The sequence below is a fragment of the Thiothrix litoralis genome, assembly GCF_017901135.1.
Taxonomy (GTDB): domain Bacteria; phylum Pseudomonadota; class Gammaproteobacteria; order Thiotrichales; family Thiotrichaceae; genus Thiothrix; species Thiothrix litoralis.
In genome coordinates, this window is record NZ_CP072801.1 from 2,532,966 (window position 1) to 2,558,366 (window position 25,401).

A 25,401-nucleotide genomic window follows, 5' to 3' on the forward strand; every position below is an offset into this window, starting at 1 on the left:
CCACTAGCCCGGAACCTTTGTGGACATCCAAACCACCCTCCAGCACATCGCCAACGGCAATCGGCAGGCATTCGCGCTGCTGGTAGAGCGTTTTCAGCGCCCGCTGTTCAGCTATCTGGGGCGCATGGGTTTCACGCAGGCACAGGCGGAAGACCTCGCACAAGAAACCTTCACCCGTGCTTGGCAACACTTGGAGCAATACGATGCACAGCGGGCGGAATTTTCCACCTGGCTATTCACCATCGCCCGCCGTCTGGCATTAAACGAGTTGGAACGCGCCGGAAATCGGCTGGAAACCCACTGGGGCGACAACCCGCCTGACGTTGCCAGCCACGAACCCACCCCGCTGGAACACACCGAACAACACGAACAGCAACGCCGTTTGCAAATTGCCCTGCAACGCTTGCCGCTATCAGAGCGCAGCCTGCTGGCCTTGGCGTATAGTCAGGGTTTGGACATGAAAGCCATTGCACACATCGAAGGCTGTAGCGAAGGGGCGGCAAAAGTCCGCTTACATCGCGCCCGTGAACAATTACGCCAATGGCTGGGAGCTTAAACATGGCGACAAACGATCCACTGGAACAATTACTGCAAACCGAGCCGTTGCACGTACCGCAAGGTTTCAGCGAACGGGTCATGCAACATATCACCACCCTGCCCTTACCCGCACCCGGTAGCCAACCGCTGGAATGGTTGCAATGGTTGGCGTTGGCAGGTGGTGCATTGGCGGGCATCGGGCAATTACTGAGCTTTGTCTTCGGCGTCTGGGCAGTCAGTACGGCAGGTTAAAACGTTTGTAACCATTACCTACCCCGGCGGTATAAACAGGTATGAATCACAAACACTGGAGCTTTTCATGCAACCCGACACACTGACTTACAAACGCCGCCAGCCGTGGTTTGCGGCATTCATGTCCCTCATCCTGCCCGGTTATGGGCAACTGTATAATGGCGACATCAATAAGGCGACTTGGCTGTTTCTGGGCTTTTCGCTGCTTGCCATTCCTGTGATGGTGGTGATTGCGCTGTACCTGCCCGTCAGTTGGACATTTCCTACCCTGTTACTGAGTTTGCTCACTATCATCGGGTTGTGGGGGTATAGCGTGGTGGATGCATTCCGTACCGCCCGACGCTTGCAGGATTACGTGCTAAAGCCGTGGCAACGTGGCAGTTTGTATGTGCTGGTATTGCTGCTGTGCAATGGTATTACTCTGCCCTTGCTCACCGACTTTGTGCGCGACCATTGGGTGGAATCGTTTCACATCCCCTCCGCGAGTATGCAGCCGACGCTGCTGCCGGGGGATATTTTGTTTGCCGATAAACGTTATAACCGCCCCGGCTTCAAGCAGGCAGTACAACGCGGCGATATTGCCATTTTCGTGTACCCGAATGACCGCACGAACTATTACATCAAACGCATCATCGGTTTGCCGGGGGATGTGGTCGATGTTGACGGTGGCCAATTAACCGTGCCCGCCGGGGAGGTGTATGTCATGGGCGATAACCGCACCGCAAGCAAAGATTCACGTAATTTTGGCACCGTGCCCTTGCAAGATGTGGTCGGCAAAGCGCGGCAGCTCTGGTTTTCCAGCGACAAGGGCACGATACGTTGGGAACGTTTGGGCAAGGTGGTGGAATGATCTCGGGAGTCAGGTCAGATGCTGGTTGGGTCGGCACATGGTTCGTGGATAATTTGAATACGATTGGACATGACAGGATGCCCTCTTTGGGCATCCACCTTCATGACAATAAATACCCCGTCAACTAGCTTGGTTGACATCCTCCCATGCTGGCGTCACGATTTTTCACCTGTCGCTTTGCGGTTTGCCTGCGTTTTGCCGCTGTAGCCCCAGTTGGTTGCAGGTACACAATCCAACACAATATAACTGGCCTCCGCCAGCACACCCAATACCTCGGTCAACAGCGCAAAGATGGCGGCAATGGCATGGGACTTTTCAGCCTCAGTATTCGTACCCTCTGTGATAATGCCGGAAACAAAAGCGGTGGTATTTTGCAGTTCCGCCATGTTCTGACTGGCAACAAACCAGTGGGAGGCGGGAATGCTTTCAATGGAAACGGCGACCAAAGACCGCTGCTTACACAAGGTATCCGTCATGATGTCGGTGATTCCGCTAGCCAGTTGCTGGACTTGTGCGGCAGATACGGTTTTGCTGATACGGACTGCGATGTAAGGCATGATGAAGCTCCTGTCGGTTAAACGTGGCTCCACTTTAGCTTCTGCTAGTGTTCGTGTATAACGATGTTTTCTGGTTAAATTAATCGTTGTTAACGATCAATCAAGGTATTGTCATGAAGCAGGCCAATGTCAGTACAGAGCTGCTGCAAACGTTTGTGACCGTGGTCGAATCCGGTGGTTTTATCCGTGCCGCGCAGCACTTGTACAAAACACAATCTACCATTAGCCAGCAAATCCGCAAGCTGGAAACAGAACTGAATACCGCCCTGTTCGCCACTGCGGGGCGGCGACGAGTGCTGACGTCAGCCGGAGAACAGTTTCTAGGGTATGCCAAACGCTGGTTGGCATTGCAGGATGAAGCCTTGTTTTCACTGGCACAAACCAGCATTACCGCAGACATTCGTCTGGGTGTCAGCCACAGCTTAAGCGAGGGCATCCTCCCGGAATTATTAGCACAATTCTCCCGCACTTATCCCCACGTCAATATGATCGTGGAAACGGGGTATGGTAATGATTTAATCCAGCGCTATGATAGTGGCGACTATGATCTCATCCTGACTTTAGAACGTGAGCCGCTAGCGGGAAAAGTCATGGGTACTACTGCAATGGTCTGGATTGGCAAGGCGGGGAGCGAATGGCCAAGCTTTCATCCCATGCGACTGGCTGGCTATCAAGGCGCCTGTGAATTCCGGCAAGCCGCCACACACGCCCTCGATCAGGCGGGCATACCATGGCAGGTTGTTTACAGCACTAACAGCTTGGCAGCATTGATGGCTGCGGTACGAGCAGGCTTGGCTGTCACAGTACGCGCCCATTGTGCGGTTTCTGCTGGCTTGGTCATGCTCACCCCTCCACCTGTTGTGCCTGAGCTGCCTACCATTAACGTAGTATTACGCAACCGCACAGTGAGTGAAGCCAGTGAATGGCTGGCAGAAGCTTTGCAAAAAACTGGTTTACCAGCAGCGTAAGTCCTAAAAGGAGTAATTTTGAACACATACATCGCCCTGTTCCGAGGCATCAATGTTGGCGGTAACAACATCCTGCCGATGAAAGAATTGACGAACCTGTTACAGCAATCGGCTTGTAAAAACGTGCAAACCTACATCCAGAGCGGAAACGTGGTGCTTCAAGCCGAGCAATCACGCGACGAGCTGGCGGAAGCCATCAGTGCCAAAATAGCCGAAGCACGTGGTTTTAATCCCAAAGTATTGTTGCTGGAGGTCATGGAACTGGAAGCTGCTGCCGCCAATAACCCGTTCCCGACTGAAGATGGCAAAGCGCTACACCTGTTTTTCATGGAAACTATTCCACCCAGCCCTGATCTGGAAAAACTGACAGCATTGAAGTCAACCAGCGAAGATTTCCGACTCTATCAGAACGTATTTTACCTGTATGCGCCCGATGGCATAGGTCGCTCCAAACTGGCTGCAAAGGTGGAAAGCATTCTGGGTGTACCTACCACCGCCCGCAACTGGAATACAGTCAGCAAGTTGTTGGCTATGGTCAAGCTGTTACCAAGCGAATAAACAACCAAACCCACATCAGCACCAACAGCGCATAACTGAGCAAAAACACCCGCATCCGCTGGCGCAGCTTGTTGTGGGTCAAGTGAATGGCAGTGTGGGCAATACGTGCGCCAACGTATGCCCAAGCCAGCAACACCAAGCCCCAATCCGCCCGTTGTGTCACATAAGTCAGCACCACCACGACATAAAACAGCAGCGGCATTTCAAACAGATTGTCGTAATGCTGGGTGGCCTGCACCACATAATCCGGCAAACTTGCACCGTGGTTGAGCTTGAAATAGGTGGGCGTCAAACCGGCTTTGACAGCCTTGATCCGGCAGCGCAGCAACCAAATGGCGACCGTGAACGTCAGCAGTGCCATGACGAAGGCGGGGTATAGCACGAGTGTTTGCGACATGATTTTCTCCTTGGGTTTTGCTGTCGATACTAATAGGATGCTCAAGATCATACCCCCATTACTCGGCGAAAACCGTTTGCAGGCAAATAACCCATGAAACCACGCGACCTGTTTGACATGATTCTGCTAGCGGCACTCTGGGGAGGGTCGTTTTTGTTCATGCGCTACGATGCACCAGCCTTTGGCGCTGTGCCGCTGATCTGGCTGCGGATGGCGATTGCCGCCGCTTGCCTAATGCCGCTGTTGTTGTGGCGGGGGCATGGCAAGGTGCTGCGGGAACACGCGGGCATGATTACGCTATTGGGGGTCTCCAGTACCGCGCTGCCTTATGTATTGATTGCATGGGCAATGCTGTCGATTACCTCGGGGCTGGCCTCTATCCTGAATGCGGCGACACCGATTTTTACCGCGATAGTTGCTGCCGTGTGGCTACGCGACAAGCTGAGCTATTCGCAAATATTGGGGTTGGTCATTGGCTTTGGCGGCGTGTCGCTGCTGGCGGCGGATAAGGCAGATTTCAAACCGGGTGGCTCAGGCTGGGCGATTATTGCCATGTTGCTGGCAGCGTTGCTGTACGGTTTTTCCACCAACCTGACCAAACGTTATCTGGGCAAGATTCCGCCACTCGTCAATGCGGCGGGTGCTTCACTCACATCAGCAGTGTTGTTGACGCCGCTGGCATGGTGGTACTGGCCTGCGAAAATGCCGGGGCTGACCGCTTGGCTTGCGGTCATTGGCTTGGGTGCAGGTAGTACCGCGCTAGCGCTGCTGTTGTTTTTCCGCCTGATCGCGAATATTGGGGCTGCCCGCGCCATCACCGTTACGTTTCTGATTCCGCTGTTTGGCATAGTGTGGGGCTACCTGTTTCTGCATGAAACGCTGAACGCCGGTATGTTGCTGGGTGGTGGCGTGGTGATTGTGGGTACAGCATTGGCAACAGGTGTGTTGCGGCTTCCCGGTATGGCGGGGCGTACTGCGGCTTGAGAGTGCTTTATAACGAGGATGGATTCTTACATTTTTGGCTGTCGAAATTCCAAAAAACCCTGTAAAATGGCGTTTTAACATCCATTTTAGTGGGTAATGTTATGTATAAACGCTTGTTTTCCCCGCCCAACAACAAAAGTTTCTTCCTGTTTGGACCGCGTGGCACTGGAAAAACCACATGGCTCAAAACTTGTTTTACCGATGCCATCTACCTCGACTTTCTCAGGCCAGAGCTATTTCAACGCTTGTTAGGGTCGGAAAATCGGCTGGAAGAATACATTCCAGCCGATTATGCGGGGTGGGTGATACTCGATGAAATCCAGAAAATCCCCAACCTGCTGGATGAAGTCCATCGCCTGATTGAGAGCAACAAAAATCTGCGCTTTGTTCTCACAGGTTCAAGCGCTCGCAAACTGCGCCGCAGCAACGTCAATTTGCTGGCAGGCAGAGCCTTGCAGTACTATTTTTTCCCGCTAACCGTGGCGGAAGTGGGCAAGGATTTTGACCTGCTCAATGCACTTAAATTTGGGATGCTGCCCTCCATTTTCACCGAAGATAACCCCAAGCACTATTTGCAAGCTTACATCCAAACCTATCTGGAACAGGAAGTTCAGCAAGAAGGGCTGACCCGCAATATCGGGGCATTCAGCCGCTTTCTGGAAATCGCCAGTTTCTCCCAAGGGGAATCGCTGAACATTACCGATGTAGCGCGAGAGGCACACATCAACCGCAAGGTGGCGGAAAATTACTTTTCCATCCTTGAAGATTTATTGATTGCTTATCGGTTGCCCGTGTTCACCAAACGCGCCAAACGCAAAATGACCCAACACCGGAAATTCTATTTTTTCGACACCGGCATTTATTACCACCTGCGTCCCAAGGGTGTACTGGATAGCCCGGAAGAGCTAGAAGGTGTCTGTCTTGAATCCTTGGTATTACAAGAAATCCGCGCCTTGAATGCCTACCACGACTGGGGTTACACCCTATCTTTCTGGCGCACAGCTACGGGGATTGAAGTCGATATTGTGTGCTACGGGGATGAGGGATTTTACGCCATTGAGGTCAAGCGCAACCGCACCATTTCAAACAAACATTTGAGCGGCCTCAAAAGCTTCCGGGAAGATTACCCGCAAGCAACCCCCTATCTGGTGTACGGCGGGCAGGATGTACTGGAAATTGATGGTATTCGCGTGATCCCCGTCGTAACCTTTTTACAGGGAATGGCGCAATACTTGGCTCCTACTTCCCCGCATTGATTGAGCAAGCAACGAGACTACCCAGTATCACCAAAGCCTGTCCACCCGCCGTCCACGGCTGGAGCAAACAGACTAACTTGGTGGTGCAGTTTATTAAGGATGATTTTTAGCAATGCCGAAGCTGTAAGCAGCGGCAAGTTCAAACAGCGTGGATTCCGGCGCGTAGGAAAACCGTTGCCGGGGGCGCATCAAGGCAGAATCCAGCAAGGGATGATCTTCAGGCCGCGCTAGTCGATGGGCAATGGTTATTCACCCACAAGGATGGTAAAGCGTATGAATAGCTCACCCTTATTTCAATCTTTTGACGACACGAAGGAATACTCATGATTGCCGAGACATTCAACCTCACCGATTACTGCCAGCGCATCGGTTACGCAGGCGAATTACATGCCGACCTTGCCACCGTGCAAGCGCTGATGCAGTACCAGTTACGCAGCGTGCCGTTTGAAAATCTGGATGTACTGGCAGGCAAACCGATTTCCCTAAACCCCGATGATATTGTGGCGAAAATCGTCGATCGACAGCGCGGCGGCTATTGCTACGAAATCAACGGCCTGTTCGCGCTGGCGCTACAAGCCTTGGGGATTGAATGGCAGTTTGTAGCAGCCCGCCCGCTATTTTACCCGGTCAAGCGCCCCCGCACCCATGCGGCCTTGCTAGTGAGAGTGGAAGGGGTGGAATGGCTGTGCGATCTGGGTTTTGGCAGTTACGGCATCCGCGCACCATTGCGGCTGGAGGTGCTGGATACGCCGGTGCAGCAAGATTCCGATACCTTCATGCTCAGTGAAGAAAACGGCGATTTGATCCTCAAAGCGCTGGTGGAAGGCGAATGGGCGAGGCAGTACAGTTTCAACCGTTGCCCGGTAGAATGGATTGATTTCGCCCCCGCTAACTGGATGAATTCGACCCACCCGGATGCGGTGTTTACCCAAAAACCGTTGGTAGTGCGCTTCACGGAAGATGGGCGCAACATCCTGTTTGGCGATGCTTTCAAACAGATTGCGGGTCACACGGTCACCAAACGCACCATTGCTGCGGAAGAACAGGCAATGTTGCTGGCGGAGCATTTCCGTTTGACGATGGAGGCATAAACATGGCGCAACCTTCGGCTAACGCAACACCACCCGACTGGCGTCACCCGAACGATTACAGCTACACAGCCGCGCTGTCTGCCGAACGTTGGGCGTGGGAATTCCTGCGTCGCAACCCCGAATACCGCCACGACTGGCAAGCCTTCATCACCCGCTGGTGCTCGCTGGAAGCCGATTACGGCAAAGCCCCTAACCGCGATTTTTCACGCTGGAAAAACGACCCACGCGCCTATGTGTCTGAACAGGATACCGACCTGATTTGCCCGGACGAACTTGGTGCTGCCTGCATCATCGAAGACAACAAAATCCTGATCGAATGCTGGATGGGGGCGAAATGGGGCTTCTACAAATTCCCGCTCGACCCGGATTACGCCGCCCCCGACGTACCCAACGAACTGCTGTGGCGCGAACAGGAGCTTGATCTGGCAAGCATCGCGGCAGAAGCGCAGCAACATCCCGCAGCGGCACACCTCGCCACCTTGCACTTCGACCTGCGGCTGTCACTACCGGAACAACTGGAAGCCGCCCGCCTGCAACTCGGTAGCTTGCGGCAGGCACGCCAAAAACAGGGGAAACTGAAAGTGCGTATCCGTGACAATAGCCACGACTGGACGCTGTGTTTGCGTTATCTGGATGCGATTCAAGCAGGAGTCGATAGCGCAACTATCAGCGCCGTTCTGCAAGCCGACGTATCCGCACAAGCCAACGCGTTGATGCAGTGCGGCTACCGCAAAATATTGTTGATGAAATGAGGCAATTGAGTAAGCTGCATTCACCTCATTGAATGAATAACGCTGCGATTTCCCACGCATCCACCGCCGCGTTGCGATTGCCTGTGACGTGGGCAGCGACAATCGCACCGTCCAGCAGGATGCTGAGCTGTTTCGCCAGTTGTTTCGCCGTTGATGGGTAAGTTTCGTGTAACAGCGTTTCCAGATAACGTATCAGTAGCTGTTTGTGATGGGCAGCGGCTTGATGGATTTCAGTCGTGCTATCGTGAAATTCTGCGGATGCATTGATAAACATACATCCCGAAAAGTCGGGGCGTTGAAACCATTCCCCATGCCATGCAAACACTGCCCGGACTTTTTCCAGTGGCGTATTGTACTGTTCCACATAAGCCTTCAGGGAAGCGCGGAATGTGTGGTCACGTTCCTGCAACACAGCAAGGATCAAATGTTGCTTGGACGGAAAATGTTTATACATAGTCATTTTGGCAACGCCCGCTTCCGCGATGATGCGGTCAATCCCGACAGCGGTGTAACCGCCTTGAGCAAAAAGCTCGGTTGCCTTGTCGAGCAAGGTATTTTTCTTGTTGCGCATCATGGCATTTTCCTGCGGTCAGGAAACTCCTTTTTCAGGGTAGAACGGTTTGTCTAGTTTGAGCTTGCCACGACTTGGATTTGATTGCTAGTATACAGACCTGTCTATACATAATTGAAAGGGAAAATATCATGCAGCCTTATTTTGCAAAAATGCGCGGCGGTGGTGAGTGTCCACCACGAGCCAATGTCAGACTGGTTATGATTTCTTGGTTGGGTGGTGTGCTGGCTATTGCGGCTGTTGACTACCTTGCTGATATTAGCCATTTGCCCTTGGTGCTGGGGTCATTCGGCGCAAGTTGCGTGTTGCTGTTTGGTTTTCCTGACAGCCCTTTTTCCCAACCCCGCAATGTGATCGCAGGCCATTTTCTGGCAAGTTTAACGGGGCTGGTGTTTTTGGCCGTATTTGGGGCGCATTGGTGGAGTATGGCCTTGGCTACGGGTACAACCATCGCCCTGATGCAGCTTACCCGGACAGTTCATCCCCCGGCTGGCTCGAATCCAGTGATTGTGATGCTAACAGCCCCCGCGTGGGAATTTTTGCTGACACCTACCTTGCTGGGTGCGGTTGTGTTGGTGCTGGTAGCTTTGGTTTTCAATAATATCCCCAAAGAACGCTCGTACCCGAAGTATTGGATTTGACGTTTCAACCAAGCGTTGCCGCCTGCGGTGGATGTAGGCAGAATGACCCCATTCCCACTACCGGAGTTTTACCATGCGAATCCTACACACCATGCTGCGCGTCGGCGATCTTGAACGCTCGATTGCCTTTTACACCAATGTCCTCGGCATGAAACTGTTACGCCGCAAAGACTACCCAGCGGGCGAATTCACCCTCGCCTTTATCGGCTACGGCGACGAAACCGACAACACCGTGCTGGAACTCACCTACAACTGGGGAAAGGACAAGTACGAACTCGGCACAGCCTTCGGCCATATCGCGCTGGAAGTGCCTGATGTCTACGCCGCCTGTGAAAAAATGCGGGCAGCAGGCGGCAAAATCATCCGCGACGCGGGGCCGATGAATGCCGGAACCACCATCATCGCCTTCCTCGAAGACCCGGATGGCTACCAAATCGAACTGATCGGCGCGGATCACCAGCGTACTTGAACAAACCCAAGCGGAACACCCCATGAGCCAACGCAAACTTTACAACTACCCTCTTTCCGGTAACGCCTACAAGGTACGCTTGCTGCTCGCCTTGCTGGGGCTGGACTACGCGCTAGTGAACATCGACCTGAAAGCGGGTGAAAACCTCACACCCGAATTCAAGCAGCTCAATCCACGAGCGCAAATTCCAGTGCTGGCAGATGGCGACACCGTGATCTGGGATTCGATGGCAATTCTGGTCTACCTCGCCCGCCGTTACAGTAACGGCGAGTGGCTGCCGACAGATGTGGCGGCAGAAGCGCGAGTGATGCAATGGCTGGCACTTTCCGAAAACGAATTGCTATACGGGCTGGCACGGGCGCGGGCAGTACTCGTGTTGAAACGCCCTTTCAACCTGGAACAGTGTCAGGCAGAAGGCAAAGCCGGGCTAGCGGTGCTGGAACAGCAGCTTGCCGGGAGTGACTGGCTGGCTAGCGACAGGCCGACGATTGCGGATATTGCGTGTTATCCGTATGTGATGTTAGCTCCCGCTGGTGAAATCAGCCTTGAAGATTATCCCCATGTGCAGCAGTGGTTGGCTCGGGTGGAAGCCTTGCCGGGTTGGGTTCCAATGACTGCCTGAATAAAGCATCAGCCTAACCACCTACCCCAACAAAGCCTGCAATTCCGGCAAACACGAACCGCAATTCGTCCCCGCATTCAAGCAGCGCCCGATGCTTTCCACCGAATCCAGTCCCTGCTCGGCAATGGCTTTGCGGATAGTGTTTTCACCGACGTTGAAACACGCGCACACCGTCCGCCCCTTGTCTTCACCCGCCACCGCCGGTTTGCCCGCCAACAAACTGGCGCGGTCAGCCGCTGGCAGTGCATCGTGTGCAAACAAGCCCACCAACCAATCACGCGCAGGCAACACGCCCCCGGCAGCACTGATAAACAAACAGCTTTCCAGTTGCTCCCCGGTGAAACGCGCTGCCCGGTAGGTTTGGCGAGCCGTATCGAGGTATTCCGTCCAGTTCACCCCGCCATCGTCCTGACACAACAGTTCGCGGGCAAAGGCTGCCCAGTCCGTCATCGGGCTGGCGCTAGCGAATTCGTAACGCCAAGCATTCTCGACCTTGATGGTGGTGCAATACTCCGTTAGAGAAGCGATTTTTCTTCGCGAAATCAGAAACCCCTGCCACGTCGCCTGATACGGCTCAATCGCCACCACCGCGTGCTTGCTTTCCGGCTGCCCGGAAATCGGGTCAACCACGGCTGGAATCAAGCACCCGACTCCCGCCGCGCTGCTGAATTGCCCGCTCCAGTGCATTGGCACAAACAAGCTGCCGCGCTGCTGGTCACGGCTGGTTTTAACCTTGACCAAAATGTGCTGCGTGCCGTTGTGGATGCGGGCAATGCCACCATTCTGCAAACCTTGATCCCGTGCATCACAGGGGTGAATTTCCACGTAAGGTTCAGCGACGTGTGCCGACAAACGCGGGGAAATTCCGGTGCGCGTCAAGGTATGCCAATGGTCGCGCACCCGCCCAGTATTCAGCACAAACGGGAATGCAGGCGTGCGTACCGCGTGCGGCAAACGCGCTTGCACCGCAATGAATTGCGCCTTGCCGGATGCGGTAAAAAACTTGCCGTCAGTAAACAAACGTACCGTACCCTGCCCCGCTGCATCCAGCGGCCATTGCGTGGGCGGCAGCGCATCGTATTCCGCTGCGGATAAATCTTGCCATGCACCGATATTAAAGCAGCGCGTCCCCGTATTGCGGTAGGCAGATAAGGTGGCATGTTCGCGGAAAATTTCATGCGCCGCCTGATACGGGAATTGCGCTGCAAAGCCCATCGCGTGTGCCACAGCGGTGAGGATCTCCCAATCCTGTTTGGCTTCGCCCTGTGCAGGCAAAAACGGCGGCTGGCGGGAAATCGTGCGGTCACTGTTGGTCACTGTGCCGTCACGTTCGCCCCAACCGAGAGCAGGCAGGCGAATGTGCGCCAGTTCCAGCGTGTCGGTGTGGCTGACGCAATCGGAGACAATCACCAGTTCGCATTGCGCCAAGGCTGCCCGCACGCGTTCGCTATCCGGCAAGCTCACCACCGGGTTTGTGCCCATGACCCACACCGCTTTGACCTTTCCCGTGCCGATGGCTTGGAACAAATCGACAGCCTTCAAGCCCGAGCCTGTTGCCATGACGGGGGCTTGCCAGAAATCTTGCACCAAAGCGCGGTGTTCCGGGTTTTCGATGTCGAGATGCGCCGCCAACTGGTTCGCCAGCCCGCCGACTTCGCGCCCGCCCATCGCGTTGGGTTGCCCGGTGAAGGAAAACGGCCCCATACCCGGCTTGCCAATGCGCCCGGTTAACAGGTGGCAATTGATCAGCGCATTGCCCTTATCCACGCCACTGGAAGATTGGTTGATGCCTTGCGAAAACACCGTGACCACTTGCGCGGTGCTGCCGAACAGCGTGAAAAAGCGTTCCACGTCTGCCAATGGCAAACCGCATTGTTCTGCCACGGCTTGCACGCTGGGCGCAGTGGTTTTTGCCATCGCCACGGCCTGTTCCATGCCTGTGGTGGACTGGCTGACGAAGGCGTGATCGGTATGCCCGTTTTCCGCCAACCACGCGAGCAAGCCGTTGAACAGGATAGCGTCTGTACCGGGAGCAAGCCCTAGGTGCACATCAGCAAGATCAGATGTTTGGGTACGGCGCGGGTCGATATTGATGACGTTCAGCGCCGGGTTGTACTTCTTCGCCTTGACCATGCGCTGGTACAGCACGGGGTGACACCACGCGGCATTGCTGCCCACCAGTACGATCAGTTGCGCGGATTCCAAGTCTTCGTAACTGCACGGCACGAGGTCTTCACCGAACGCACGTTTGTAAGCTGCCACGGCTGAGGCCATGCACAGGCGCGAATTGGTGTCGATATTGCCCGCACCGATGAAACCTTTCATCAGCTTGTTGGCGACGTAATAATCTTCGGTCAGCAACTGGCCGGAAACGTAGAAGGCTACCGCTTCCGCGCCGTGTTCCGCGATGATTTGCTGGAAACGGCTGGCGATGGTGGTGGTGGCTGTTTCCCACGACACGCGCTGCCCGTGGATTTCGGGGTAAAGCAGGCGTTGCGGGTGGTCGAGCGTTTCCGCCAGTGCTGTGCCTTTGGAACAGAGCCTGCCGAGGTTGGCGGGGTGTTCCTTGTCGGGGCGTACTTTGAATGCGCCCGCTGCGTCCTGTTCGACAGTGACCCCGCAGCCTACGCCGCAGTAGGGGCAGGTGGTGCGGGTAGGATTCATCATGCTGGAGTTTCCTCTATGACCAATTGCAGATAGACCTTGCCACCTTCCACCTTCACCGGAAACACATTGCTGCAACCGTTATCCGGGGCAAGCGCGTTGCCGCTGGTGAGGTCGATTTTCCAGTTGTGCAGCGGGCAAGTAACACTCGTGCCGTGCATGATGCCTTGTGACAAAGGCCCCCCTTTGTGCGGGCACGCGTCGCGAATCGCGAACACTTGATCGTCGGAGCCACGAAACACGGCGATGTCCATATCGCGGGTTTTGATCAGGCGCGAACCCAGCACAGGGATTTTGTTCAGTTCAACCACTTCTATCCATTTGCTCATTGTGATGTCCTCGTTAGGCTTCGATCATGATCGGGGTGAATTCGTCGGCTTCGGCACCTTCGGCACGGGCTTTCCACGGGTCAATTTGCGCAGGCTTTTGCGAAATCAGGAAGCGTTCGTACAAGGCTTTGCGTTGGGCGGCGTCATCCACGATGGCTTTTTTGACTTTTTCCAGCCCGACGCGCTCGATCCACGGCGCGGTGCGTTCCAGATAATGCGCGTCTTCGCGGTAGAACTGGCAGAACGCGCCGGTGTATTCCAGCACCTGTTCTTCGGTTTCCACCTTGCACAACAGGTCGGTGACGCGCACCTTGATACCGCCGTTACCGCCAATGTGCAGCTCGTAACCGGAATCGACGCAGACCACGCCAATGTCTTTGATGGTGGCTTCTGCACAGTTGCGCGGGCAACCGGAAACCGCCAGCTTGAACTTGTGCGGCATCCACGAACCCCACGTCAATTCTTCCAGCTTCACGCCGAGGCCGGTGGAATCTTGTGTACCGAAACGACACCATTCGCTGCCTACGCAGGTTTTCACGGTACGCATCGCTTTACCGTAAGCGTGACCGGAGACGAAACCGGCATCGCTCAAATCCTTCCACATCGCTGGCAACTGTTCTTTCTTGATGCCGAACATGTCGATGCGTTGCCCGCCTGTCACCTTCATGGTCGGCACTTCGTATTTGTCGGCAACGTCAGCAATGGCGCGTAACTGGTCGGAGGTACACATCCCCCCGAACATACGCGGCACGACCGAATACGAACCGTCTTTCTGGATATTGCCGTGGACACGTTCGTTGATGAAACGCGATTGCGCATCGTCCACGTATTCGGTCGGGAAAGCGCACAACAGGTAGTAGTTCAGCGAGTTACGGCAAGAGGGGCAACCGTCGGGAGTACGCCACTCAAAATGGCTGCGTACTTCCCGCATGGTTTTCAAGCTATGCTCAATAATGCCGTGGCGCACTTCGTCATGGGTGTAATCGGTGCATTTGCACAGCGGCTTGGTTTTCGGTGTGGTGGAATAGTCGCCGCCGACGGTGTGTGCCAGCAGCGATTCGACCAAGCCAGTACACGAGCCGCACGACGCGGAGGCTTTGGTGTGGGCGCGGACGTCATCCAGCGTGAACAGCTTTTTTTCGGTGATGGCTTTTACGATGTCGCCTTTGCAAACACCGTTACAGCCGCAAATTTCGGCGGTGTCGGGCAAGCTGGCCACGCGGGTTTCTGGGTTATGCCCAGAATCGCCCAGATGGTGTTGCCCAAACAGCAGGGTGTCGCGGAAAGCGGAAACATCCGTAGCGTCTTTCATGAGCTGGAAATACCAACTGCCATCCACGGTATCGCCGTACAGCACCGCGCCTTTGATTTGATTGCCTTGCAGCACGATTTTTTTGTACGTGCCGGAAGCCGCATCCTTGAACACGATGTCTTCGGTTTTCTCATTCCCGGTAAAGTCGCCAGCGGAAAACAGTTCAATGCCGGTCACTTTCAGTTTGGTGGATGTCACCGTGCCGACGTAACGGGCAATGCCGTGTTTGGCGAGGTGGTTGGCGGCAACTTTGGCTTGCTCGAACAGCGGCGCGACCAGCCCGTAAGCAATGCCGCGATGTTGCACGCATTCACCAATCGCGTAGATTTTCGGGTCGGTGATGGTTTGCATGGTGTCGCTGACCACGATGCCGCGTTCGCAGTACAAGCCGGAAGCTTTGCCGAGGTCGGTATTGGGTTTGATGCCGACAGCCATGACCACCAGATCGGCGGGAATTTCAGTGCCGTTTTTGAAACGTACTGCCGTGACACGTTCGTCGCCGAGAATTTCAGCGGTGGCATGTTCCATCAGGAAGGTCATGCCGCGCTCTTCCAGCGATTTTTGCAGCATGGCGGCGGCGGGTTTGTCGAGCTGGCGCTCCATCAGGGTGTCGAGCAGGTGGACAACGCTGACGTTCATACCCTGTTTCATCAGGCCGTTAGCAGCCTCCAGCCCCAGCAGGCCGCCGCCGATGACGACGGCATTTTTGTATTGGCTGGCGGTTGCCAGCATGGTGTCCACGTCTTTGATGTCGCGGAAGCCAATCACGCCTTGCTTGTCAGCACCGGGCAGCGGCAGCATGAAGGGGACGGAACCCGTGGCGATGATCAGACGGTCGTATTGCGCAACTGTACCATCGGTGGCGATGACTTCACGGCGGGCGCGGTTGATTTCTTCGACCTTTTTGCCTTTGTATAGCGTGATGCCGTTGTCGATATACCACTGCTCGCCGTTGAGCATGATCTGCTCGATGGTCTTTTCGCTGGCGAGTACCGGCGAGAGCATGATGCGGTTGTAGTTGCCGTAAGGTTCTTCACCGAATACCGTGATGTTGTAATGGTCGGGGGCAAGTTTGAGCAGTTCTTCAAGGGTGCGGACACCCGCCATGCCGTTGCCGATCAGTACCAGATTTTCTTTGTGCATTGTTGCGTCTCCTGAAAACAAAAAAGCCCTGAACCTCAAGGCTCAGATAGGCCAGAAGGTTCAGGGCTTCGTTACCCGAATGTGTGTCACGCAACGGTGCGTGGTGGTACTGTGCCTCGGTCGCCGTTGACCGGGTGCAGTGTGTTGAGAGGAGTTATGCAAAGCATGTGCCAAGGGCATTGGGACAGCGCTACGCCATTATTTCAGGCGCAATCTGTATAAGTGTGCGCTAATTCAGGGATAGGCTAGGAAGTGTTGCACTGAAATGAGGCAAGCAGAACTATTTCTAAGCAAGCTAATACCACTCATCCGTCTGAGCTTGTAAGTCGAATCAGTAGTGATAAATTTATCTTATCGAAATTTAAGTGCCGTTAATACCAAAATCACTTGAACCAGTCGTTACGCTAAAACCCTAAGTCAATTTATAACAAGAAGGACTCAACCTTTATGATGATCCGTCATTTGTTAACTGGCACAGTACTGCTGTGTTGTAGTCAGGCTATACTCGCTGCGACTGCGCCCTTTGAGACTTGTCCATCGAAGGCTTTTCTTATACAGGGCGCTGTACCCAAAACCTACGCCGTCAATCTGGTGACAGGCGATTACGATCTCGCACAGGATGATATGGGCACGAAAGCGAATATCAATGCGGTGGGCTTCAACCCGAATGATGGTTTCATGTATGGCTGGAACTACGCAGATAAAAAGCCGGGGCGCATTGGCAATGATTTCAAGATTGAAAGCTTGAGCGATGTTGCCAATCCGACTGAACAGAACTTCTTTGTGGGTGATATCTCGATTCTTGAGAATGCTTACTACGTTTACAATAGCGGGGCTGACTCTGGCCTTTACCGCATCTCACTGGATAAGAACAACGCCAATTACCACAAAATGGTACGTGTTGTAGATGGTAAAACCTTGAATCTCACGATCTATGATCTCGCCTTCCACCCCTCTAATGGCCTAGCTTACTCAGTGGATAACAAGGGCAACCTTTACCAAATTAACGCCACCAGTGGCACAGCCACGAAACTGGGAGCAACCGGCGTTTCTGGTACTTTCGGTGCCATTTATTTCGATGTGAATGGACATCTGTACTTCAGCCGCAATAATGATGGCAAAGTCTTTAGCGTTGATATTAACAGTGCGAAGTATACGGCTGTCTTATTTGCGCAAGGCCCTTCATCCAGTTCAAATGATGGTGCCCGCTGTGCCTTAGCAGAGGTGGTGGATAATGCCGATAGTAATATCGACTTTAGTGATGCACCCAGTTCTTATGGAACTTACCTGAAAGACAATGGCGCGCGTCATGGTTTAAAAAGCCCCGCAAGCTTGTTCCTAGGCAAGAGTGTTGACGGAGAAAGTGATGCGACCCCGTTCCCGATGTCTGACGATGATGTCGGCGTGGGCGATGATGAAGACGGCATCCAGTTTGCAACGAATCTGACAGCAGGTTCATCAGCAGTCGTCATGGTTGAAGCATCTGCACCAGGCAACTTGAGCGCGTGGATTGATACTAACCAAAATGGTCAGTTCGATGCAGATGAACAAGTCATGACGGATCAGCCGGTGACAGCAGGTCGTAAGCCGCTTTACATCAAAATTCCAGCCGATGCAAAACCAGGGTCAACGTGGGCGCGTTTCCGTTTGTCATCAGCAACGGGTCTAGAACCAACAGGTGGAGCACCTGATGGCGAGGTTGAAGACTATCAAGTCGATATTCGTGCGAATAGTTCAAATGTCACGTATTACCCCTCCAGCACGGGTTGGTCAACGGTAGCCTTTGAAGATAACTGGCCGTTTGAAGGCGATTACGATATGAATGATATGGTCACCTACCTGCGTACTGCGGTGTACCGTACTGAAGGCAAAATCACACAAGTGAATATCTCGGGGCAACTTGCAGCGGTTGGCGCGGCGTATCATAACGGTTTCGGTATCCGTTTACCGGGTATTCTGCGTAGCCAAATTGATGAGGCAAACGTTCAATACACGGTTAATGACCGTGACGTGTCGCCTTACAATCCTTTGGAGGCTGGGCGTAATGAGGCGATCTTTATTCCAACCTATAATGTTTGGAATTACGTCAGTGGAGGTGAAAATTGTATTTACTACCGTACACAAGCAGGCTGCGGTTCTGATATCCAGATGAACTTTAACTTGGTGATTCCCTTCAAGGAATCGATTGAAAGTGATTTGGCGGGCGTCTTTGATCCGTTCATATTCGCAACGCCGGGGGCATCTCATGGTGCGCACTTTGCTCAACCGCCAGGCCGTACTTATGAAATCCACCTGAAGAACCATGAGCCGACAGAGGCATTTAATATGGCACTGATGAATGGTTCAGGTGCAGATGCCTCGGATCCAGCCAATAACCTGTACTTCCTGACGAAAAACGGTATGCCTTGGGCAATGGAAATGGGAAACCGTTGGCAGTACCCACTGGAATATAATGATCTAATTTCAGGCTATCAGAAGTTTCCTAGCTTTGTAACGACGCAAGGTGCTAAAGACGCAGACTGGTTCAGTGATGCCAAGTCGAATCCAGCACACCTGTTCAAAAACTAAGAATGATAAAGGACGTATAGCATGAAAAAGATCATAACAGCAGTTTCTTTGATGATGCTTTTGACCGGATGCGGTGGCGGCGGTACCGCTGCTGATAATTCGACTGGCAGCACTACCACAGCCAGTAACAACACGACTACCGTGGAAAGTGCCCAAGTCACTAGCACAGCAGAGCTTGTTGCCACCCCGGAATTTGATTTCGCGGCAGCACGCACCATCAATATTGACTTCGATGTCCCCGAGGCACGTACAGTCGAAGGCATGTTGTCGTTATGCACCAAATACAGCCCGCAAGACGATGGTACATTTGATATCAATTACGACAGCTGTATGGTGCAAGCGACATTGGTGAATGGTGCTTATAAATCGCAAATGGAATTAACTAACGATGTCAACTCCGTAGTAGGCGTTGTCTGGTTTGCAGATACCGCTTTGGCACCTGTCTATAAGGAATTTACCTTGGCTACGACAACAGCGGCTAGCTCACGCCCGGCGGATGCATCCAATATCCCAACCATGGCTTGGCACTAAGTGAGTTAAAGGCAACCTGATCAACAAAAGCCCGCTTCAAGCGGGCTTTTTTAACTGCAATTTTCCGCTGATCAGCCCAATGATGCCTGTGGCAGATCATCTCTGCCCAGTCTACAATTCTTACTATTCCTATTTGCCACGAGCCTGCCCCATGACCGACCTCAACACCCAACTGGTCTCCATCCTCAACCGGGTACAACGCCCCGGCAGTTTTTACGCAACCGGCAAAGCCGACCTCGCGATGCCGCGCCTTGAAGTGGAGGGTGTGGGCAACATTGCCCTACCGCTGTTGCCGCAACAAATCAGCCCGTTGGTGCAGGTTGCCGAGCAAGCGCCTTATGGCAAAGGGGAGGAGACGCTGGTCGACACTACGGTACGCAAAACCTGGCAGATTGCCCCCGATAAAGTCCACATCAGCGGCAAATACTGGCAAACCATGCTGGATGACATCGTGACGCAAGCGGTGGATGGCTTGGGTGTCAGCGGTGAAGTCCACGCCGATCTGTACAAAATGCTGGTGTATGACGCAGGCAGTTTCTTCGTCAATCACCGCGACACCGAAAAAGCGGACGGCATGTTTGCCACCCTGATCGTGGCTTTGCCAGCGGTGTATACGGGCGGAGAATTGCGTATCGAACATGCCGGGCATAACGTCTCGCTGAACCTGCAAGCGGATGACCCGTCAGAAATCAGCTTTGCCGCGTTTTATGCCGATTGTATCCACGAAGTCCTGCCCATCACCAGCGGTTGCCGGTTAGTACTGGTGTATAACCTGTGCCGCAGCGGGAAAGGAGAATTGCCGCAGCCACCCGATTACCAGCGTGAACAGATGCAAGCTGCTGCCTGTTTAAAGCAGTGGGTGACGATGGAACACACCGGGGAGGACATTCCGCTCAAGCTGGTGTATTTGCTGGAACACGCCTACACCCCGGAAGGCTTGGCGTTCGATGCACTGAAAAACGGGGATGCCGCCATTGCCAGCGTGATGATTCCCGCTGCTGAACAAGCCGATTGCGACCTGTATCTGGCTTTGGTGTCGGTGGAAGAATCCGGCTATGCGGAATACGGCGGTTCGTATGGACGCAAAAAGCGCTACTGGGAAGATGACGACGAGGATGATGATGACTTTGAAATCGGCGAAGTCACCGAGGAGGAACAGTACATTTCCCATTGGCAGACCCCGCAAGGGGTAGTCAGCACTATGGGGCATTTACCGTTTGAGAATGAAGAATTGTGCCTGCCCAACCGCTTGTACAGCCTCGCCGCCGATGCCCTACACTTCCACGAAGCCACTGGCAACGAAGGCGCATCGTTTGAACGCACCTACCGCCGTGCCGCGCTGGTGATGTGGCCTCGCGTCTACCGTGCCGACGCCTTGAGTGTGGGCGGTGTGGACATAAACCTGGACTATCTCGCCCATTTGATGGCGGACTGGCAAGCGGCTGGTGGGGCAAGCGCACAGCCCCAATGGCAGGAAGCGCTGCATTTCGCCAAAGGTGTCATCGCCAACTGGGAAGACACGGGCAGCGGTTGGCATCCCAGTCTGCCGGGTGCGCCTTACCTGAGTCGCCTGCTCAGCCACTTGCTGCTACTGGCGGATACCCACCTGATCGAAGCCGCCGTGACCCGCATTCCCATTGGCGGGAAATCCTACCAGCGAGAGGATAATCTTCCCCTGCTGGCGGCGTTGGCGTTGTTGCCAGACGCACCAGCGCGGCAATTGCTGGCGACACTGCTCGAAAAACGCGCGGCGGACAGTCTGGCGGCGTGTGGGCAATTATTGCGGCTGGCTTTACCGCGTTATGCGCAGACAGGTACAGAACCTTTCCTGCCCGCCGCGCAAGCCCTGCTGGAGAGTTTGGCGAATACCCAACCGGTCACCGGCTCTTATCGGTCGATTGAGCGGTTAACGGTTGAGCAGGTGGTCGATGTCCTGATAGCTATCGGTAATGTCGATGAAGGCTTGGGCAAACAGGCGGTGGTGCATTTGCTGGCTCAGCGCCAACGCTTCCCGATGGATGAGCGCCTGATTCCCGCCGTGTTGTTGGCAGCGCAAGCCAGCGATCACCCGCCGGTGGTGCTGGCTTTGTTGCAGCAGCAGTGTCTGGCTTATCTGGAATCCTGCCTTAGCCTGCCGCTGGCAGCGCCCACCGATTGGACGCGAGAAGCCAGTTTCGAGTGCTCCAGCAGCAGTTGGCGTAAGGATAACAATGCGGACTGTGAGGCATTGAAACGCTTCATGCTCGACCCGCAGGAGACAAGCTGGAATTTCGCCGCTGCTGAAGATCGCCGTAACGCACTGGGAAGAATTGTTCAGCAAGCCAAGCTGGATGTCGACATAACCACCATTAAGTCGGGGCGACCTTATACGTTGCGCTTCGTCAAGACGCAAGCCAGCTATGAGCGCAACGTGGCACAGCGCCAGCGGGATGAGGCGAATCGGGAACGCTTGCTGGGCTTACGTGTTGATGGTTGATTCCGCCCAGAATACGCGCATGTCCGCATTGTCCACGCGCTCATAAATCGCCTCGACCGGGACAGTCAAGCCGATGGATTCCAACGTCACCGTTGAGCCGGGGTAGTAATAGGTAGAACGCCATGCCTCACTACGCCGTTGCACCACCACTTCGGCAATGTCTTGCTCGATCAGCACGTATTCCAGCAAGCTGGGCAAGGCGAGGTATTCGGCACGTTTTTCGGTTTTATCCTGGCGGTGCGTGCTGCCAGATAGCACCTCCACAATCAGAATCGGGCTTTCGCGGACATAGGTATCTTGCGAGGGGTCATCGTCACACACCACCATCAAGTCGGGGTAGCGAAAACGCTTGGCGGTGGTTTTTACCAGCATGTCGCTAGTCATTGGGAAGCACGCTTTACCGCGCTGGTGATTCCAGATCAACGCATACAAGTTGCCAGCAATGAAATTATGGTTGGCACTTGCCCCCGCCATTGCATACGCTTTCCCATCGACGTATTCGTATTTCTGTTCGCTCTCGTGTTCGCCTGCAAGGTAGTCTTCGACGCTGAGGTAATCGAATTGATGTGCTAGTGGTGGCATTAGGTTTGCTCCTAAACGAGTTCTTCGCTTGATGTTAACACACGTACCAAAACGGCGGTATTTTGCTGCGGATGTGTGCTTGATTCGTCGTTATATTTCAACCCAATAACGCCATACTTATCACGCTCCCCACACCTCCACCTGCAACGCCGCATCATGGCGCACCTCATGCCAAGTCTTCTCATCCCAACTCACATCCGGGTTGCGATTGAAGATCACCAAATGCGCTTCCGTCGCCCCACAGTGACGCGCATACCCGCCAACTTGGCTAAGCCCATCCGCAATGGTTTTATCCAGATTGGCGTAAAGGATTTTTAGCTCCAACACCACGCGCTGCACTTCACCGTAAAAGCCTTTGACCTCATCCAGCGGCCATTCGAGGTACAAGTCCGTGTACTTGCGTCCCAAAGCGTATTCACGGTGGATACGCCCGCCCCCATTCACGATACGCTGCAAAAACGCTTGCAGGATCAAGTGCGGCCCCGCTTCCTTGTAGGGCAAACCTTGCAGCCACACATCCGAGTTTTCGCGGAAAAACTGCTGGAAAGCCGTCAACAATTTCACCATATCCAAACGGCGCTCCGGGGTCAGATACCATGCCTGCTGATGGGTTATGGTCGCCTGCCATTGCCAGGTAATTTCACGTGGGATGATTTCCTGATAGATACGGTTGCTGATGGCGATTTGCGGGCTTGTTCGGATAAGCCCCAAGTCTTCCACGTATTGCAGGTCATCATTCTGCAAATTGGCAATCCGGCTTTCACCCGCTAACAGCGCAGCAATCACGGCGTGTACCCGGCGCTCTTTGAGCTGGTTGGTCAGTTGGTCAAGGTGCGTGGCGCGGGAACGGATCAGGCGTTCGCGAGCAGCTTGGTAACGTTCCTGCGTGATGAGCGTGCTGCGGTCACGAGCCGTTTTATCCTTCCACGTCATCTCATGCCCAAGGGCATTCACCAGCCACGGCTGACCTTGGGTATCTTCCCACAAAGCTGGAAAAACAGCTTCGTCAAAAATCTGTCCGGTAGCATCCGTATGTTGTTGGTAAAGCAACTTGACTTCCGCAAGGCTGAAATTGCCCATGCACAGGGATTCCGCCTTAATATTGAAGGCACTGCCGCCGGTATCACGAACCCCGCAGAGGATGATGCTTTGCGGGAAAGCACGCGGGCGTTGCGCATAACCGGCACGGATTTGTCGCAATAGGGAAATCAGCGTGTCGCCGATCAGGGTATCCACCTCATCCAGCATCAGCACGATGGGCTTGGGGCTGAGTTGCGCCCAGCGGGACAACAATTCCGTAATGGCAGTACCAGGGTTGATGTGCTCTAAGATGGATTGTGCTAACGCTGGCAACGTCGGTTCAATACCGTAGTCACGCGCCCGCGCTGCGATGGTTTGACAAACCGTAGTCATGCCCTTGTCGGCATCTTCCCTAGCCGTTTGTGCCCCTTCGATATTGACGTAGAGGGTGTTGTATTCACCGCTTTGGTTCAATACCTCCATCATCGCCAGCAGGGTACTGGTCTTACCCGTCTGGCGCGGAGCGTGCAGCACGAAGTATTTTTCTGCATCAATCAGGTAGCGAATTTCTTCCCAGTCGAGGCGCTGCATCGGGTCAATGCAGTAATGCTTGCTGGGGACAACGGGGCCGGAGGTGGTGAAATGTTTATTCATGGCTGCCACAGAAATCATTGGAGTGGCACAAGTTTAGCATGAGCGGGGTGGATTACCCCATCACCAACCACCCCAACACCCAATACCGCACGCCCTTCGCCACTGCCACCACCGCCACGAACGGTAACAACGGCATCCGCATGACCCCCGCCACCATAGTCAGTGGATCACCCACAATCGGCAACCAACTCAACAACAACACCCACCACCCATAGCGCTGAAACTGCTGTTGCGCCCGCTCCAAGGTCACTGCGTTAACTGGAAACCAACGCTTCTCCCGGAAATGCTCCAGATAGCGCCCCAGCCACCAATTAATCACCGACCCCAGCGTATTGCCAAACGTCGCGACAGCAATCAGCAGCCAAAACAAATCCTTCCCGTTGAGCAGCAAACTCACGAGCAAAGCTTCCGATTGGGCAGGAATCAGGGTAGCTGCCAGCAGCGCCGAGAAAAACAGCAGGAGGTAAGACATAAGCGAGAAAACTTGCCGCTTGCACCCCTCCTTTGCAAAAGGAGGGGCTGGGGGAGGATTTAACTACGCGCCGTCAACCACTCGCCAATCGCGGGCGGAATCGTCTTTTGCGCTTTGCCGCTGACGTAAATACCGATGTGACCACCTTTGAACGACAGTTCGGTGTAATCGTCGCTGCCGGTTGCGCCTTTCAACGCCCGTGAAGCATCCGGCGGCACCAGATGATCCTGTTCGGCAAAGATATTCAGCACCGGCGCAGTCACGTTTTTCAGGTCGATGGTATAATCACCAATTTGCACCTCGCCCTTCAGCAGCTTGTTTTGCTGGAAAAAGTCCTTGATGAACTGGCGGAAAGTCTCACCAGCCTGATCCGGGCTGTCGAAAATCCACTTTTCCATGCGCATGAAGTTTTTCAGGGTTTGGCTATCGCCCATCACGTCGACCATACCGAGGTACTTTTGCCCCATCAACTGATACGGTTTCAGGTTGAGGAACGTCCAGTTGAGCATTTCGCCGGGAATATTGCCGATGGTATCGACCAGTTGGTCAATATCGACATTTTGTACCCAGTGACTGAGCATATTGTCCGGCGTGTGGTAATCAACGGGCGTGACCATTGTGACCAGATTTTTGACCTTTTCCGGGTGCATCGCGCTGTAGCACAGGCTGAAAGCACCGCCTTGGCAAATCCCCAGCAGGTTGACCGCATCGACGCTGTGACGTGCACGGATTTCATCCACACAATTATCGAGATAACCGTTGAGGTAATCGTCGATAGTCAGGTAACGATCGGAAGCATCCGGGTAGCCCCAGTCGATCAGGTAGACATCCTGCCCGGCATCCAGCAAACCTTTGATGGTAGAACGGTTTTCCTGAATATCGGTCATGTAGGGGCGGTTCACCAGCGCGTACACGATCAGCATCGGCACTTTATTGGTCGGTTCCGCCGTGCCCTGATAATGCAGCAGTTTGAGCTTGTCTTCGGTGTACACCACCTCGAACGGGGTAACGCCGGTGGAAATCTCGCCGACTTCCATCAGATTGGTCATACCCTGCGCGAGCTTTTCATTGAAGGTTTTTACTTCGTTCAGAATTTCGTCTGGACGCATTTGAAACGGCATGTTCGTTCTCCTTGAATATCCAGT

Annotated in this window: 25 protein-coding genes; 15 read left to right on the plus strand and 10 right to left on the minus strand. The window is 54.1% G+C overall.

Annotation, left to right across the window (positions count from 1 at the left end; translation table 11 throughout):
* Positions 1–19: 19 nt before the first annotated feature.
* The 3 genes from J9253_RS12315 (at position 20) to lepB (ending at position 1,639) form a co-directional block, all read left to right on the plus strand.
* Entirely contained in the window at positions 20–556 is a 537-nt protein-coding gene (locus J9253_RS12315; protein ID WP_210221253.1) for an RNA polymerase sigma factor, read from the plus strand.
* A gap of 2 nt (positions 557–558) precedes the next feature.
* A complete protein-coding gene (locus tag J9253_RS12320) occupies positions 559–789 on the plus strand; it encodes a hypothetical protein (RefSeq protein WP_210221254.1) in 231 nt (76 codons plus the stop codon).
* A 67-nt stretch (positions 790–856) separates the two neighbouring features.
* Positions 857–1,639 (plus strand): signal peptidase I, encoded by a 783-nt coding sequence (lepB, locus tag J9253_RS21245; RefSeq protein ID WP_323128844.1) that lies wholly within the window; start codon positions 857–859, stop codon positions 1,637–1,639.
* Positions 1,640–1,794: 155 nt separating this feature from the next.
* On the opposite strand, the gene J9253_RS12330 is transcribed toward lepB, so the two are convergent.
* Complete coding sequence (locus J9253_RS12330; protein WP_210221255.1) at positions 1,795–2,196, minus strand: tautomerase family protein; 402 nt, start codon at positions 2,194–2,196, stop codon at positions 1,795–1,797.
* Positions 2,197–2,309: 113 nt separating this feature from the next.
* Here J9253_RS12330 and J9253_RS12335 point away from each other — a divergent pair, with 113 nt between their 5' ends.
* Positions 2,310–3,164, plus strand: coding sequence for a LysR substrate-binding domain-containing protein (locus J9253_RS12335; protein ID WP_210221256.1), 855 nt, complete (start codon positions 2,310–2,312; stop codon positions 3,162–3,164).
* An 18-nt stretch (positions 3,165–3,182) separates the two neighbouring features.
* Positions 3,183–3,722: a DUF1697 domain-containing protein gene (locus tag J9253_RS12340; RefSeq protein ID WP_210221257.1), complete on the plus strand. Its 540-nt coding sequence runs from the start codon at positions 3,183–3,185 to the stop codon at positions 3,720–3,722.
* Here the strand turns inward: J9253_RS12340 and J9253_RS12345 are convergent.
* A complete protein-coding gene (locus tag J9253_RS12345; protein WP_210221258.1) occupies positions 3,700–4,119 on the minus strand; it encodes an MAPEG family protein in 420 nt (139 codons plus the stop codon). The genes J9253_RS12340 and J9253_RS12345 overlap by 23 nt on opposite strands.
* A 93-nt stretch (positions 4,120–4,212) precedes the next feature.
* Here J9253_RS12345 and J9253_RS12350 point away from each other — a divergent pair, with 93 nt between their 5' ends.
* The 4 genes from J9253_RS12350 (at position 4,213) to J9253_RS12365 (ending at position 8,202) form a co-directional block, all read left to right on the plus strand.
* The gene (locus tag J9253_RS12350; RefSeq protein ID WP_210221259.1) at positions 4,213–5,103 is read left to right on the plus strand and encodes a DMT family transporter; all 891 of its coding nucleotides are present in this window, start codon (positions 4,213–4,215) and stop codon (positions 5,101–5,103) included.
* Between the two features lie 101 nt (positions 5,104–5,204).
* Entirely contained in the window at positions 5,205–6,359 is a 1,155-nt protein-coding gene (locus J9253_RS12355) for an ATP-binding protein (RefSeq protein ID WP_210221260.1), read from the plus strand.
* 323 nt (positions 6,360–6,682) lie between these two features.
* Entirely contained in the window at positions 6,683–7,450 is a 768-nt protein-coding gene (locus tag J9253_RS12360; RefSeq protein WP_210221261.1) for an arylamine N-acetyltransferase family protein, read from the plus strand.
* A 2-nt stretch (positions 7,451–7,452) separates the two neighbouring features.
* Positions 7,453–8,202 carry a transcriptional regulator domain-containing protein gene (locus J9253_RS12365; RefSeq protein ID WP_210221262.1) on the plus strand — a complete coding sequence of 250 codons (750 nt, stop codon included), beginning with the start codon at positions 7,453–7,455 and terminating at the stop codon, positions 8,200–8,202.
* A 25-nt stretch (positions 8,203–8,227) separates the two neighbouring features.
* Here J9253_RS12365 and J9253_RS12370 read toward each other — a convergent pair whose 3' ends face one another.
* On the minus strand, positions 8,228–8,776 hold the full coding sequence (locus J9253_RS12370) for a TetR/AcrR family transcriptional regulator (RefSeq protein WP_228291366.1): 549 nt from the start codon (positions 8,774–8,776) through the stop codon (positions 8,228–8,230).
* A gap of 128 nt (positions 8,777–8,904) precedes the next feature.
* Here J9253_RS12370 and J9253_RS12375 point away from each other — a divergent pair, with 128 nt between their 5' ends.
* The 3 genes from J9253_RS12375 to J9253_RS12385 all read left to right on the plus strand — a co-directional run bounded on the left by J9253_RS12375 (position 8,905) and on the right by J9253_RS12385 (position 10,505).
* Positions 8,905–9,414: an HPP family protein gene (locus J9253_RS12375; RefSeq protein ID WP_210221263.1), complete on the plus strand. Its 510-nt coding sequence runs from the start codon at positions 8,905–8,907 to the stop codon at positions 9,412–9,414.
* A gap of 73 nt (positions 9,415–9,487) precedes the next feature.
* Complete coding sequence (gloA, locus tag J9253_RS12380; protein WP_028490211.1) at positions 9,488–9,883, plus strand: lactoylglutathione lyase; 396 nt, start codon at positions 9,488–9,490, stop codon at positions 9,881–9,883.
* A 22-nt stretch (positions 9,884–9,905) separates the two neighbouring features.
* Positions 9,906–10,505, plus strand: coding sequence for a glutathione S-transferase family protein (locus tag J9253_RS12385; protein ID WP_210221264.1), 600 nt, complete (start codon positions 9,906–9,908; stop codon positions 10,503–10,505).
* 21 nt (positions 10,506–10,526) lie between these two features.
* On the opposite strand, the gene J9253_RS12390 is transcribed toward J9253_RS12385, so the two are convergent.
* Genes J9253_RS12390 through nirB form a run of 3 tightly spaced genes read right to left on the minus strand, consistent with a single transcriptional unit; the run spans position 10,527 to position 15,953 of the window.
* Positions 10,527–13,172 carry a molybdopterin-dependent oxidoreductase gene (locus tag J9253_RS12390; RefSeq protein WP_323128845.1) on the minus strand — a complete coding sequence of 882 codons (2,646 nt, stop codon included), beginning with the start codon at positions 13,170–13,172 and terminating at the stop codon, positions 10,527–10,529.
* Positions 13,169–13,498 (minus strand): nitrite reductase small subunit NirD, encoded by a 330-nt coding sequence (nirD, locus tag J9253_RS12395; RefSeq protein ID WP_210221265.1) that lies wholly within the window; start codon positions 13,496–13,498, stop codon positions 13,169–13,171. Before nirD ends, J9253_RS12390 begins: the two co-directional genes overlap by 4 nt.
* A gap of 13 nt (positions 13,499–13,511) precedes the next feature.
* Entirely contained in the window at positions 13,512–15,953 is a 2,442-nt protein-coding gene (nirB, locus tag J9253_RS12400) for a nitrite reductase large subunit NirB (protein WP_210221266.1), read from the minus strand.
* Positions 15,954–16,400: 447 nt separating this feature from the next.
* On the opposite strand from nirB, the gene J9253_RS12405 reads away from it, so the two are divergent.
* From J9253_RS12405 to J9253_RS12415, 3 genes are all read left to right on the plus strand, one after another.
* On the plus strand, positions 16,401–18,521 hold the full coding sequence (locus tag J9253_RS12405) for an LruC domain-containing protein (RefSeq protein WP_210221267.1): 2,121 nt from the start codon (positions 16,401–16,403) through the stop codon (positions 18,519–18,521).
* Positions 18,522–18,572: 51 nt separating this feature from the next.
* Complete coding sequence (locus tag J9253_RS12410) at positions 18,573–19,052, plus strand: hypothetical protein (protein WP_210221268.1); 480 nt, start codon at positions 18,573–18,575, stop codon at positions 19,050–19,052.
* A 151-nt stretch (positions 19,053–19,203) separates the two neighbouring features.
* A complete protein-coding gene (locus J9253_RS12415; RefSeq protein ID WP_210221269.1) occupies positions 19,204–21,528 on the plus strand; it encodes a 2OG-Fe(II) oxygenase in 2,325 nt (774 codons plus the stop codon).
* Here the strand turns inward: J9253_RS12415 and J9253_RS12420 are convergent.
* The 4 genes from J9253_RS12420 to J9253_RS12435 form a co-directional block, all read right to left on the minus strand.
* Positions 21,511–22,110 (minus strand): Uma2 family endonuclease, encoded by a 600-nt coding sequence (locus tag J9253_RS12420; RefSeq protein WP_210221270.1) that lies wholly within the window; start codon positions 22,108–22,110, stop codon positions 21,511–21,513. The genes J9253_RS12415 and J9253_RS12420 overlap by 18 nt on opposite strands.
* A gap of 120 nt (positions 22,111–22,230) precedes the next feature.
* Positions 22,231–23,784 (minus strand): AAA-like domain-containing protein, encoded by a 1,554-nt coding sequence (locus tag J9253_RS12425; RefSeq protein WP_210221271.1) that lies wholly within the window; start codon positions 23,782–23,784, stop codon positions 22,231–22,233.
* Between the two features lie 52 nt (positions 23,785–23,836).
* A complete protein-coding gene (locus J9253_RS12430) occupies positions 23,837–24,256 on the minus strand; it encodes a YqaA family protein (RefSeq protein WP_210221272.1) in 420 nt (139 codons plus the stop codon).
* Between the two features lie 59 nt (positions 24,257–24,315).
* A complete protein-coding gene (locus tag J9253_RS12435) occupies positions 24,316–25,377 on the minus strand; it encodes a class III poly(R)-hydroxyalkanoic acid synthase subunit PhaC (protein ID WP_028490542.1) in 1,062 nt (353 codons plus the stop codon).
* Between the last annotated feature and the right edge of the window lie 24 nt (positions 25,378–25,401).